The organism is Corynebacterium argentoratense DSM 44202 (assembly GCF_000590555.1).
Taxonomy (GTDB): domain Bacteria; phylum Actinomycetota; class Actinomycetes; order Mycobacteriales; family Mycobacteriaceae; genus Corynebacterium; species Corynebacterium argentoratense.
Map to the genome: position 1 here is coordinate 626011 of NC_022198.1, position 13319 is coordinate 639329.

14 protein-coding genes are annotated in these 13319 nt (G+C 56.0%); all 14 read left to right on the top strand.

The features are described from left to right. The first annotated feature begins 1 nt into the window (after window position 1). The 14 genes from CARG_RS03110 to CARG_RS03175 all read left to right on the top strand — a co-directional run bounded on the left by CARG_RS03110 (window position 2) and on the right by CARG_RS03175 (window position 13222). Window positions 2-1000, top strand: a complete 999-nt coding sequence (locus CARG_RS03110) for a sensor histidine kinase (RefSeq protein WP_020975939.1) — start codon at window positions 2-4, stop codon at window positions 998-1000. A 942-nt stretch (window positions 1001-1942) separates the two neighbouring features. Then, window positions 1943-2809 (top strand): alpha/beta fold hydrolase, encoded by an 867-nt coding sequence (locus CARG_RS03115; protein ID WP_020975940.1) that lies wholly within the window; start codon window positions 1943-1945, stop codon window positions 2807-2809. A 15-nt stretch (window positions 2810-2824) separates the two neighbouring features. Continuing rightward, window positions 2825-3763 (top strand): 3-carboxyethylcatechol 2,3-dioxygenase, encoded by a 939-nt coding sequence (locus CARG_RS03120; protein ID WP_020975941.1) that lies wholly within the window; start codon window positions 2825-2827, stop codon window positions 3761-3763. 83 nt (window positions 3764-3846) lie between these two features. Then, window positions 3847-4542, top strand: a complete 696-nt coding sequence (locus CARG_RS03125) for a 2-keto-4-pentenoate hydratase (protein ID WP_236620158.1) — start codon at window positions 3847-3849, stop codon at window positions 4540-4542. 19 nt (window positions 4543-4561) lie between these two features. Beyond that, window positions 4562-5482 carry an acetaldehyde dehydrogenase (acetylating) gene (locus CARG_RS03130; RefSeq protein WP_020975943.1) on the top strand — a complete coding sequence of 307 codons (921 nt, stop codon included), beginning with the start codon at window positions 4562-4564 and terminating at the stop codon, window positions 5480-5482. Window positions 5483-5484: 2 nt separating this feature from the next. Then, window positions 5485-6489, top strand: a complete 1005-nt coding sequence (gene dmpG, locus CARG_RS03135; protein WP_020975944.1) for a 4-hydroxy-2-oxovalerate aldolase — start codon at window positions 5485-5487, stop codon at window positions 6487-6489. 131 nt (window positions 6490-6620) lie between these two features. Continuing rightward, window positions 6621-7931, top strand: a complete 1311-nt coding sequence (locus CARG_RS03140) for an aromatic ring-hydroxylating dioxygenase subunit alpha (RefSeq protein WP_020975945.1) — start codon at window positions 6621-6623, stop codon at window positions 7929-7931. Window positions 7932-7939: 8 nt separating this feature from the next. Then, window positions 7940-8287 carry a bifunctional 3-phenylpropionate/cinnamic acid dioxygenase ferredoxin subunit gene (locus tag CARG_RS03145; protein ID WP_020975946.1) on the top strand — a complete coding sequence of 116 codons (348 nt, stop codon included), beginning with the start codon at window positions 7940-7942 and terminating at the stop codon, window positions 8285-8287. Then, window positions 8284-9489, top strand: coding sequence for an NAD(P)/FAD-dependent oxidoreductase (locus tag CARG_RS03150; protein WP_020975947.1), 1206 nt, complete (start codon window positions 8284-8286; stop codon window positions 9487-9489). The genes CARG_RS03145 and CARG_RS03150 overlap by 4 nt, the downstream gene beginning before the upstream one ends. 12 nt (window positions 9490-9501) lie before the next feature. After that, window positions 9502-10062 (top strand): aromatic-ring-hydroxylating dioxygenase subunit beta, encoded by a 561-nt coding sequence (locus tag CARG_RS03155; RefSeq protein ID WP_020975948.1) that lies wholly within the window; start codon window positions 9502-9504, stop codon window positions 10060-10062. A gap of 5 nt (window positions 10063-10067) precedes the next feature. After that, window positions 10068-10877: an SDR family NAD(P)-dependent oxidoreductase gene (locus CARG_RS03160; RefSeq protein ID WP_020975949.1), complete on the top strand. Its 810-nt coding sequence runs from the start codon at window positions 10068-10070 to the stop codon at window positions 10875-10877. Window positions 10878-10909: 32 nt separating this feature from the next. Next, window positions 10910-12490, top strand: coding sequence for an acyl-CoA synthetase (locus CARG_RS03165; RefSeq protein ID WP_041747351.1), 1581 nt, complete (start codon window positions 10910-10912; stop codon window positions 12488-12490). Then, window positions 12483-12806 carry a hypothetical protein gene (locus CARG_RS03170; protein WP_020975951.1) on the top strand — a complete coding sequence of 108 codons (324 nt, stop codon included), beginning with the start codon at window positions 12483-12485 and terminating at the stop codon, window positions 12804-12806. Before CARG_RS03165 ends, CARG_RS03170 begins: the two co-directional genes overlap by 8 nt. Continuing rightward, a complete protein-coding gene (locus CARG_RS03175) occupies window positions 12803-13222 on the top strand; it encodes a PaaI family thioesterase (RefSeq protein WP_020975952.1) in 420 nt (139 codons plus the stop codon). Before CARG_RS03170 ends, CARG_RS03175 begins: the two co-directional genes overlap by 4 nt. Window positions 13223-13319 lie beyond the last annotated feature (97 nt).

A 13319-nucleotide genomic window follows, 5' to 3' on the forward strand; every position in this document is an offset into this window, starting at 1 on the left:
GATGGCTAACGAACTGCTCCTGGCCGTAGCCGCCGCAATAGTTACCGGCATGCTCGGCGCCTTGGTGACCGTGCGGATCGCGCGAAAAAGCCTACGGTGGGCGTCAATTTTGAGCCCACTGGCAGTCGTTGGTTCGATCGCTGCAGGCCTCACAGTCGGTATTCATTTCATGGTGATCGAGGGGCAGAGCGTTGTCCTACTCATACTCGCTGCCACTATGCCTGTGGCACTCGTGCTCGGGGTGGGCATGTCAATGAAAGCACAACAGGTGGCTGCTCAGTCATTGGCGGAGATCGAGAAAGAACGACGCCAACGCGAGGTTGAAGAAGGCCGTCGAGAGCTGATCACCTGGCTTTCACACGATTTGCGCACCCCACTAGCTGGGATTAAGGCGATGGGCGAGGCTTTAGAAGACGGTGTGGCCCCCGATCCGGGGCGCTACTACCGCATGATTGTCGCTGAAGCCGAACGAACAAACGAGATGGTCAGCAGCGTGATGTCGCTGGCCGGCCTGCAGACATCTTCTGAGGAAGTCAACCATGAGCTCGTATCTCTGAGCGACTTGGCATCCGATCTGGTGGGGCAGCTGACCCCGCTCGCTCAAGCTCGACGGTCGCGTTTGCTCCTCGAATGTGACTCCAACGTCGACGTCCATGGCGACCCGCACTTGCTCAGCCGAGCGATGCAAAACATCGTGGCGAATGCGATCCAATACAGTGGCGAAGAATCCACCATCACGGTCAGCGTGCGTTCCACACAAGAAGGCGCTGCATTTGAGGTGCTTGACCAGTGCGGCGGGCTTTCAGCGGATGCGTTGAGCAACATGTTCCATGTTGGTTGGCGGGGCAGTGTGGCACGCACACCGTCGGCACACGGCGGGGGTTCCGGCTTGGGCCTGCCGATAGTCCAAATGGTGGCCGAGGCGCATCAAGGAACGGTCAGTGTTCGCAATGATGGGGACGGGTGCCGCGTGACAGTGGAATTGCCAGAAAGACGATAACTTGCCGACTGCTCAGCCGTCGCTGTAAGTCGCGGCGGCGATCTATGCCGTGGGGGGACGGGCGCACTCTGCCCCGTTGGTGCTTGTTTTTGGTGGGGAGGGTACAGAAAATCGGCAGATTGTGTGTTTTGGGTGGCGCGAGCTGGGGAAACTGGGGGCTGGGGTGCAAATCTGCCGGGTTTTTGTACTGAGAAGGGTTTGTGGGGGGCGCCTGCTGTGGTTGGTGTGTGGGGCGCGTGCTGTGGTTGAGGTCGATCAGCTGCAGCCCATTAGATGGCGGGCGCATTCCGCCCCGTCGGTGCTATTTGGTGGGGAGGGTACAGAAAATCGGCAGATTTGGGTTTTGGGGGAGAGTGACCTGGGGAAATAGGGGAGGGGGAGGTAAATCTGCCGGTTTTTTGTACGGTTGGGCATCTGAGGACGGGGCGTGGGCGGGTGCGTGTGGGGCGTGGGCGGGTGCGTGTGGGGCGTGGACGGGATGCGTGTGGGGCGTGGGCGGGATGCGTGCACTGGTTTGGGCAAATTTGCACCTTTAAAAAGGAGCGACCTGGGGAAATCGGAGCGCGAGGTGCAAATCTGTCCAAAAAGTGCATCTTTCACGCGTCCCCCAGTGCGCCCTCCCCGGCACCGGCATCGCCCCCGCACCGGTCGCCAGCTGCAGACTGCAGACTGTGCGCTCCCGGCGCATCTGCTGCCCCAGTACTGCACCTTGCTTGGCAAAACCCGGCCACGGCATCGCCACCACCCCGGCACTGCCGGCACCGCCAGCTCGCCCTTTTGCGGCTGTGTTGGCGGTGAGCCACTCCTAGTGGGGCATGCCTGGAGGGCCTGCGGTTTCTTTGCTGGTGTTCCATTGGATGGAACGTGTGCAGGACTCATGGGGGGCACTTTTCTAAGCTGTGGTGCAGCACACTGCCCCTCGTTTTTGTAAGGAGTCTATCTATGAACTACACCAGCACTTGGGACGACCTAGCCGAGGTAGCTTTTGACCAGGGCTACATCGAAGCAGGCGGATATCGCACGCGTTACCTCCATGCAGGCACCTCCGATAAGCCAACTCTGTTCATGCTTCACGGGATCACCGGACACGCCGAAGCGTACGCACGAAATCTCGCTGCTCATTCAGAGCACTTCAACGTGTACGCGATTGACTTCATCGGCCACGGTTACTCTTCGAAGCCGGAGCATCCACTGGAGATTAAGCACTACATCGAACAAGTGCTGGCAATCATGGATGAGCTGGGGGTCGAAAAAGCGTACTTCTCAGGCGAATCTCTTGGTGGCTGGACCACCGCCCGCTTGGCGCAACTGCACCCAGAGCGTGTCGAGCGCATTGTCCTCAACACCATGGGCGGCACTATGGCTAACCCACAGGTGATGGAGCGTCTTTACACATTGTCTATGCAGGCAGCAGAAGATCCAAGCTGGGAACGCGTTAAGGCCCGCCTTGAGTGGCTGATGGCAGACCCAAGCATGGTTACCCCAGATCTCATCCGCACCCGTCAGCGCATCTTCGAGCAGCCAAATTGGAAAATGGCTTGCGAAATGAACATGGCATTGCAGGATATGGAGATCCGCAAGCGAAACATGCTCTCCGATGATGATCTGCGACAGATCGAAGTGCCAGCTTTGGTTTTGTGGACAACTAAAGACCCGTCTGGCCCGGTAGACGAGGGGCGCCGCATTGCTGATCTGATCCCTAACGGTCAGCTTGCCGTGATGGAGGAGTGTGGCCACTGGCCACAGTACGAGGACACCGAAACCTTTAATAAAATCCAGCTGGACTTTCTGCTGGGTCGAAACGACTAGGAGCAGTGATTGACCATGGCAGAATTCGCATTGCTCGCAATGAGCCACAGCCCACTCTTGGGGATTAATGATCCGGGCCAGGAAGCTACCGACAGCCTGAATGAAGCATTCGAGATTGTCCGTTGCTTCGCTGACGATTTCAATCCAGATTTGATTGTCAACTTCGCGCCAGATCACTACAACGGGTTCTTCTATGACTTGATGCCACCCTTCTGCATCGGTTACGAAGCCATTGGTGTCGGAGACTACAACTCTCAGGCTGGTCCACTGAACGTGCCAACCCAGATCTCAGAAGAGATGGCGCAGTACGTTATCAACGCAGGTGTGGACATGGCGATTTCGCGGCGTATGGAGATCGATCATGGTGCTGTCCAGCCAATGGAAGTCATCTATGGTGACATAACGGCCAAGCCATGTGTTCCCATCTATGTCAATGGTGTGGCACGGCCATTCCAGCCGATGGAGCGTGTCCGGAAGATGGGGCAGGCGATAGGTGCTTACCTCAAGGGACGCGATGAGCGCGTTTTGTTCATCGCCTCTGGCGGTTTGAGCCATGATCCACCTGTGCCTCAATGGGCAACCGCCACTGAGGACCAACGAAAGCTTCTTCTTAACGGTCGTAATCCTACCGAGGAGGCCCGTAACGCGCGGCAGGAGCGTGTCATCACTACTGCTCAGGCCTTTGCGCGCGGAGAAGCTGACATCTTGGACCTGAACCCCGAATGGGACCGTGGGTTCATGGATGCCTGTGCGGCGTCGGACCCCACCCGTTTTGATAGCTACACTGCTGATGAAATGGATGCTCAAGCTGGGCATTCTTCCCACGAAGTTCGTTCATGGGTAGCTGCGTTTTCTGCTATGCATGAGGCCACAGGCGGCTACAAGGTGGAGTACGAATACTACCGACCGATTCGCGAGTTCATCGCTGGTTTCGGTGTGATGGCGGTGAAGTAGCTATGACAGCAGAAGGATGCCGCGACGAAATTTTTACAGAGGTGGCAGCGGGTTTACTAGCAGCGTATAGCTCACGTACCCCTGTGGAACCGCCGCGCGATGTCATCGAGGATCTCGATGTTGCAGGAGCGTATAAGATTCAGCAACTCCAGGAAGCTACACTGCGTGCAGGCGGCCATAAAATCGTCGGGCGCAAAGTCGGTCTTACGTCGAAGGCTATGCAGAAGCAGCTCGGTGTTGATAGTCCAGACTTTGGATTCTTTACTGAGTCTATGGTGCTCAAGGGGCCCGTGGAAGCCGATAGGTTTATTGCGCCGAAGATTGAACCTGAACTCGGTTTTCGACTGGCAAACGACCTGCCTGCGCATGCAACGGTTGACCAAGTGGCCGAGACCGTGGACGCGGTTTTCCTAGCCGTTGAAATCATTGATTCTCGCGTTCGAGACTGGGATATTCGCTTGGTTGACACTATTGCAGACAACGCATCGTGCGGCGCAGTTTTTCTCAGTGATGAGCCTATCCAGGTCAGGATGGACGAACTCAATGGAGTTTCCGCAGTGATGTGCGTCGACGGTCGTGAGACCGGTAGAGGCTCTGGCATCGATGTCATGGGAAACCCCTTGGCGCCAATCGCTTGGCTGACTTCTGTGGGGGTTGAGCTCAACGCCGGCGACATTGTGCTGTCGGGTAGCTTCTGCGGTGCAGCAGAAGTGAGTGCGGGGTCGACAGTTGATATTGATTACGGCAAGTACGGAACGCTCAACGTTGAATTCGTGTGAGGGGAAGAAAAGAGAAAAAATGACGAAAAAATACACTGCTGCCGTGGTCGGGCCGGGGAACATCGGCACTGACTTGTTGATGAAACTGCTGAAAAACTCCAAGTACGTGGAGCCGGTATACATGATCGGCGTTGATCCTGAATCCGACGGGCTAGCCAGGGCTGAAAAGATGGGGATCCAAGCTTCCGCTGGTGGCGTGGACTGGTTGCTGGAGCAAAGGGAACGACCAGACTTAGTGTTCGAGGCAACTAGTGCCTATGCGCACCTGGCCAATGCTCCGCGATATCGTGAGGCAGGCATCCGTGCGATCGATCTCACTCCGGCTGCAGTAGGTCCGTACTTTTGCCCTTCCGTGAACTTGGATGCGCTGAAGACGGTGGACAACGTCAACATGATTACTTGTGGCGGGCAGGCCACTACCCCGATCGTTGCGGCGATCAGCCGGGTGGTTGATGTTCAGTATGCCGAGATCGTTGCATCCATCAGTTCTAGATCTGCGGGGCCTGGTACACGAGCCAACATTGATGAGTTTATGGAGACTACTTCTCGGGCCCTCGAGAAGGTTGGTGGTGCGAAAAAGGGCAAGGCGATTTTGATTCTGAACCCTGTTGAGCCGCCGATGCTGATGCGTAACACAGTTTATTGTGCTCTGCCGCCGGAAGCAGCAGAGCCTGGTGAATTACAAGACCGGATTAGGCAGTCCATTAGCGAGATGGTTGAACGCGTGCAGTCCTATGTTCCGGGGTATCGCCTGACTGCCGAGCCACAGTTTGATAGGGGGCGCGAAGACTGGAATGGATGGGGCCGCGTGATGGTCCTGATTGAGGTTAGGGGTGCGGCTGATTACCTGCCGGACTTTGCTGGCAACCTCGACATTATTACTGCGGCAGCGGTAGCAACCGCCGATACGTATGTGGAATTGCTGGAAGGGCAGGAGTAATCATGGTTCGTATTAATGACACTACTTTGCGCGATGGTTCCCACGCGATCCGTCATCAATACACAGAAGAGCAGGTTCGTAAGGTGGTTCGCGCTCTTGACGATGCCGGGGTCGAGATGATTGAGGTGACTCATGGCGACGGTCTGGGCGGCTCTTCATTCAACTATGGCTTTTCGAAGCAGTCTGACCTCGAGCTGATTGCAGCAGCCGTGGACGAAGTTAAGCAAGCAAAGATTGCTTGCTTGCTTCTGCCCGGCTTGGGAACGGTTGCGGACCTGAAAGAAGCGCGTGATCGTGGCGCATCGATCGTTCGGGTGGCTACACATTGCACAGAAGCTGACGTTTCCATCAAGCACTTTGAGGCTGCTCGGGAGATGGGAATGGAAACTGGGGGTTTCCTGATGCTTTCGCACCGCATTGGTCCGGCGGAATTGGCCAAACAGGCTCGAATCATGGTTGATGCTGGTTGTCAGTGTGTGTTCGTTGTTGACTCTGCCGGCGCGTTGATTATGGAGGAAGCTTCTGAGCGAGTGAAGGCTTTGGCAGATGAGATTGGGGGAGACGCTCAGGTTGGTTTCCATGGTCACCAAAATATGAGTTTCGGTGTGGCCAACTCAGTCTTGGCAGTGCGTGCCGGGGCTAGCCAAATTGATGGCTCGCTGGCAGGCCTCGGTGCGGGGGCAGGTAATTCGCCGACTGAGGTGCTGTCTGTAGCTTTTGAGCGGCTTGGGATTGAGCATTCCGTGGATACTAAGAAGATTTTGTCTGCGGCGGAGGACGTGTTGAAGCCCATGGTGCCACGGTTGCCCGCGATGGACCGGGGATCGATCATTCAAGGGCAGATGGGTGTGTACAACTCGTTTTTGTTGCATGCCGAACGGGCGGCTGAGAGATATGGGGTTCCCGCGGACGAGCTGTTGCGTGAGGTCGGTAGACGCGGATATGTGGGGGGTCAAGAAGACATGATTGTTGACGTCGCGGTTCACCTTGTCGAGCAGAATAGCTGACACGCCCAAACTTTAAAACGTTCCGCTAGATGGAACCCCACATGGAACATTAGCGTGAGATAGGGCACAGTTTAGTCCCATAGGTATAAGCGACACAAAGGAGATTTAGGTTGTGTACTCCAGGTAACCCAATGCCCCGAGGCGGTTTGACGCGTCCGGAAGGAATCGACCCGGTAATCGATGTATCGGGCATGGTTGATCCCGACGGGGGCTTAGTCGATCGTCGAATTTTCTCCGATCCAACTGTTTACTCCCAAGAGATGCGGCGGATCTTCGCACGGAGTTGGCTCTTCATCGCGCATGAGGATCAGTTCAAGAAACCCGGCGACTTTTTCCAAACTTACATGGGGGAAGACCCAGTCATCGCATGCATGAACAAGAAGAAAGAAATCCGTGTTCTTCTCAACAATTGTCGGCACCGGGGTGCTCGTGTCTGCCGTGCCGACATGGGCCAGACCAAGAACTTTTCCTGCACCTACCACGGATGGACCTTTGACCTTGACGGCAAGTTGATCAATGTGCCTGCACAGGAGTCCTACGCATCGGACTTTAACCCAGCAGACTGGGGGCTGGTCACCGCACCACGCGTTGAAAGCTACAAGGGCCTTATCTTTGCCAACTGGGATGCAGGTGCGGAACCTCTCGAAGATGCACTCGGTGATATGAAGTGGTACATCGATGCTTTTATGGACCGTGATCCTGAAGGCACTTGCGTTGTTGGTGGCGTCACCAAGTGGGTGCTTGACGGTAACTGGAAGCTTGCTGCGGAGCAGTTCGCTACTGACTGGTATCACGTGAACATGTCCCACGCTTCAGCGCTGATGGTTCTGTCCCCAACAGGCAAGGGACCAAAAAAGGAAATCGCGCAGCGCACAGGGCGCCAGTACAACGACGATCACGGTAACGGTGCGGGCTTCCCGGTACACCCACGCAACCGCTTCGATGCCCAGCCGGTCCACGAATACTATGACTATGAATTTCTGCGCGAGCGTCTTTCTCCTGAGCAGGTCATGGGCCCACTAACCAATGGACACGCCACCATCTTCCCGAACTTCTCGTATCTTCCTGTCAACGGCTCCATCCGTGTTTGGCACCCAAAGGGACCAAACAAGATGGAGGTCTGGTCCTGGACTGTCTTAGATAAGGGAATGCCGGAGGACGTCCGTCACGCTCAGCGTTTGTACAACCTACGTACTTTCGGCCCGTCCGGAATCTTCGAGCAAGACGACGGAGAGAACTGGTCTGAGTGCCAGGCCAACGCCCACGCCTTCATGGTTGGAAACACAGCTCTGAACTACCAGATGGGACTAGGCACCGAAAAACACGAAGAAGGATTCCCTGGCACGACCTCGGAGCTGTACTCCGATGCTGCTGGCCGCGCAGTGTACCGCCGTTGGCGCGAACTCATGTCCACCCCCGCTTGGCACGAAAACAAGGAGTAGAACCCACAATGTCTGAGCCAATCAAGGTCGCAACCATCAACGACATCGATGAAGAGGAAGCAATTGTCATCGATGACGATGTCACCGGATACGGCGCCCCAATCGCCATCTTCCACACCGAAGACGATGAGTTCTACGCCCTAGACGACACTTGCACCCACGCAGTCGCCTCCCTGGCAGACGGCTGGATGGAAGGTAACGAAGTCGAGTGCCCAATGCACGCAGGCAAGTTTTGCCTGAAGACCGGCAAGGTGTTGTGCATGCCGGCAGTGGAGGACGTCAAGACCCACAAGCTAGAGATCCGTGGCGAGGACATCTACCTCTACCCCGGCACGCCAGCGGAGGTCGAAGCATGAGCACCACCATCGTTGGAGGCGGCATCGGCGGATTCACTGTTGCATCAGAGTTACGCGCACGAGGATACGATGCCGAAATCACTATCATCGATCCCCACGGGTTGCCCTATGATCGTCCACCGTTGTCGAAGGAGATTCTCTCCGGGGAAAAGAATGCAGAGCAGCTTCTTCTCGCGCCCCGTTCCTGGTACGAAGAAAACAATGTTCACGTCAAAAAAGCACACGTCGCGCGCATTTGCGGCGTCGAACGCCAATTGCACTTTGACGATGGAACTGCTGAAGGCTTCGACAACCTCGTGATTGCCACCGGCGGTGTGCCACGCGCACTTCCAACCCCAGGATTCGACGATCCTGGATTGTTCGTTCTACGTACTACCGAAGACGCCGCTGCGCTCAAGAATGTTCTAGGCGAGGGCGTTCACCTCGCTATTATTGGAGCCGGCCTAATCGGAGCGGAGGTTGGCTCTTCCGCGCAGGACCTTGGTGCAAAGGTCACCTTGGTTGATCCCGCACCGGTCTCGCTGGTTCCTGCCGTCGGTGAAGAGATCGCAGCTCGCTTGCACGATATGCATGCTGATCACGGTGTCGAGCACATCTGTGGTCTGACAACCAAGCTAGAAAAGACGGATGACGGTTACCGCCTCCATATTGATGGTGAACGCACGCTCGACGCTGACCATGTACTGCTAGCTGTTGGCATTGTTGCGGAAGAGGAGCTGGCTCAGTCAGCTGAGCTTGAGTGCGATGGCGGCGTTCTCGTCGACCATGAGCAGCGCACAAGCATGGAGAAGGTCTGGGCAGTGGGTGATTGTGCTCGCCTCCGCAACGCAGACGGTTCCCTCGAGCGACGTCACGAGCACTGGGAATCTGCAGTGCACGAGGCGCAAACTGCAGCTGCCTCCATTATGGGCGATGAGCTTCCCCAGCATGGTGCGTCTTGGTTCTGGACTGACCGTTATGGCACGCACGTTGAGGGAATCGGTTCTATGACCGCACCGGGCACAACCGTTATTCGTCCAGATGCGGAGGGGAAACCTTGCGTCGCTTTCAGGATGCATCATGACGGTCGCATGGCCGGCTGCGCCAGCGTTAATGACGGAATGGCTGTGCGTGCGGCGCGACGAATTATTGACCGTGGGCTGACTCCAGACCAAGAGGCACTGGCAGATCCAGCTGTTCCCCTGAAGAAGTTGGCTAAATAAGGAGCAATCACCATGACTGACTACTTGTGTAAAGAAGATGTCACAGTGGGGGAGTTGGTAGATATCAATGTTTATTACCAACTGCAGCAGTTCTACTTCGAGGAAGCTGACCTCCTTGACGAAGGCCGTTATGCGGACTGGTTAGAGCGGTTCGATGACGACTTGTATTACTGGGCACCTACGCGTACAAACCGCACTCGGCGCCAGCAGGCTTTAGCTATCGCAGCACCCGACGAGGCTGCGTTCTACGATGAGACCAAAGACTCCCTCGCCTGGCGAATTCGGCGCTTTGATTCTGGCATGGCGTGGGCGGAAGATCCTCCATCACGCACCCGCCACCTCATAACCAACCTGAGTGTGCGCCATGCCAAGGACGGTGAGAGCAACGAACTGCTCGAGGCGCGCACTAACTTCCTGGTCTGGCGCACCCGACTGGAGCGCGAGCGTGACCTCTTTGCGGGCACTCGCACGGATTTGTTGCGTCCTGTCGGCGACGGCTACAAGATTTTTGACCGCCGAATCCTACTCGACATCAACGTTCTGCCCAGCAAGAACATCTCGACCTTCTTCTGATCATCATGGAAACCGTACTGATCACAGGAGCCGCATCGGGGTTGGGGGCGGCGTTAGCGTTTCGGTTCAACGAGTTAGGCCAGAATGTGGTGCTGCTCGACCGAGATTTGGAGAGGGCGCAGGAAACGGCGAGTGCCTTGCCGCACTCAGACAATACACTCGCCTTGGGAGCTGATGTACGTGACAGCGCGCAGCTTCACGCGGCTGTCGATAAGGCCATTGACACCTTTGGCCAACTTGATACCGTCATCCCCAACGCGGGCATCTGGGACTACAACCGTTCCGTAACCCGACTCAATGGGGAAGAAATGGGCGAGCTCTTCGACGAGCTTTTTGCGATTAACGTCAAAGGGTATTTGCTCACCGTCGAGGCAACCTGGCGCCACCTCGTAGAAAGCGAAGGCAACATCATCATGACGTTGTCCAACGCAGCTTTTTACGCTGCTGGTGGTGGACCAGTGTACACAGCCAGTAAATTCGCCGACCGTGGCCTCATGCTGGAATTTGCCCACGAACTTGCACCCAAAGTTCGCGTCAACGGCGTAGCGGTAGGCGGCATGCGTACCGATCTACGCGGCCCAGTAGCCCTGGGCCTCGAGTCCCGTAAGTTCTCCGACAGTATCGACCGCTGGGAGGAGTCCAACCCTTACATTCCGCTGCATGATATCTCCACGGAGCCACTCGCATTCACTGGCCCCTACGTCATGCTTTCCAACCGACAAGAAGCCGGCAACATCACCGGCGCCATTATCAACTGCGATGGCGGTATAGCCGCCCGTGGATTCCACCAAGCAGCAGGAGGTGATCACCTGTGATTATCACGGGAGTTAACCACAGCGCAGAAAACATGGACGTTAATCCCTGCGCTCAAATCCACCGTCATGCACAGTATCACCCAGATACTGTTGCCATTATCTACGAAGATGAGCCGATAACTTACGCTCAGCTGGAGGAAGGCATTAAAAAGTGGGCTGCCCATTTTGATGCTTCCGGTGTACGACAAGGTAGCCGCGTTGCCTACTTGGGCATGAACTCTGCCTCCTTCATTTACGCCATGCTGGCAAGCTGGTGGGTGGGTGCTACGTTTATGCCGTTCAACTTCCGCCTATCAGCCCCCGAAATATCCCAGCTACTTATGCAGGGAACGCCGCACACAGTGGTGGTGGAAGGCCCATTCGTCGAGATTGCTCGCCACATTTACGGCATTGAGCAGCACCATGTCCTCGTAGTCGACGATGATCAACATGCTCCTGCCGAGGTAGATATTCCCCTGTACTGGTCGAAGACGTCTAAGAATGTCACTGGCTTTGAAGATTTCCATCATGTAGCCAAGCCGCGCCCGATGGTCATGTCTGACCTGGCATTGCTGTTATTTACTTCCGGCACCACCGGCCTGCCAAAGGGAGCACAGCTTACCTTCGGAAACTTATGGTGGAATTCCATAAACGTTGACACCATGGTCGATACAAGGCCAGGTGACGTCACTCTGGCTGTGGCTCCGCTGTTCCACGTTGGGGCTTTGAATTCTTTCGCAATTCGTAGTCTTTTTCGTGGCAATACGCTGCTGGTGCATCGGCATTTTGATCCTGGGCAAGTGTTGTCAGATTTGGAAAATTACCGTATCTCTTCGGCATTCCTGGTTCCTGCCATGCTGGAAGCTTTGTATGTGCACCCCAACTTCGCCGATGCCAAAATGGATACCCTGCGTGCCACCATTTGCGCAGGCGCTCCAGTCCCACCCGTACTTATTCGCCGCTACATGGACAAGGGCGTCAACGTACAACAGGCATGGGGCCTCACAGAAACTTCACCGTTTGCCACCTACCTTCCGGCGCGCATGACGGAAGCCAAAATCGGCTCCTGCGGCATTCCAATGCCACACACCGAAATCAAGCTAGTCGACCCTGAAACCGGTGAAGATGTCACGGAGCCAGGTGTCACCGGTGAGTTGTGGGTACGCGGACCAAACGTGGCCACCGGTTATTGGAATAACCCAGAAGCAACCGAAAAGGCCTACACTGCAGGCTGGTTCCACTCCGGTGACCTCGGTCACCGCGACGAGGACGGTTACTACTACATCGTCGATCGCCTCAAGGACCTCATCATCACCGGTGGCGAGAATGTCTACCCGGCTGAAGTTGAACGAGTGCTCGCTGAGCTTGACGGTGTTCTGGGCAATGCGGTGGTTGGGCTGCCGGATGAGAAGTGGGGCGAGATTGTGGTCGCCGTGCTACAGCCAGAAAACGGCGCTGCCGACAAGCTCACTCTGGACGCCGTACGTGAGCACTGTGAGCGTCACCTGGCACGCTACAAGCTACCAAAGAAGGTCATCATCGTGGACGAGATTGAGCGCAACTCTGCTGGCAAGGTAAACAAGATTGCTATTCGGCAGCAGGTCCGTGAGTTGGCAGGTAGTGCCCATGTCTAACACAATATCGATCCTGGTCAGCCCGCTGCGCCACACCTACCCCTTTGGCGTCGGCGATCGCGTGGCCGAGTACGGCACAGTAGAGCAGATGCGTAGCGACATCGCGTCCTGCTTTGCCGAACATCCCGATTGCCGACGCGTGATCGTGGCTGCCGCAGAAGACAACCTGGAAGAAATCGCTGCCTGCGAGCAGGCCGGCCTGCGCTATGTCGTGGACGTGCAGACCCGTGACCACGAGGCCTACTCCCTCATGGTTGCGGAACCCGACTGGGTGGTAAACCAGCCATGTGAAATTGATGAGATGGAGCTAAAATGAGTGATTTTCTAGCGCAGTGGGACGAATTTTATTCAACGGTCGATGACGTCGCGGTTTCTTTACGCCTCTACCCAATTTCAGGCGACGAGGAGGAAGTCCAAGTAGGTATGCCGCTGTTTAAAGAAATCACTCAGCCTGCTGGGATGTTTTCAGCCCCCGCACTGTTTGGGCTTGCCGACGTCGCGGGCACCTGGTTGGCCATGCAACAGGTACCGAAGGGAGTCTTCCCGCTTGCTGTGGGAAGCAACATCAACGTTGTATCCAATACTCGTCAAGGTGATGCGGTGGCCAAAGCCCATGTGGTTCGTGCAGGCAAGATGGTTATCGTGACTGACACGGAAATTTTTTCTAAAGAGACAGGTGCTATTTTGGCTAAGGTAGTCACTACCTACACGGTTCCGCCTTTGAAAAAATAGTCGAAAATAGGGGGCGCATGACTGACCTTGTCCCCGCTAGTTGGACTGGCTAAACAGAGCCCAGCTAGCGGGGACATTTTTATGAGCACATTGTGTT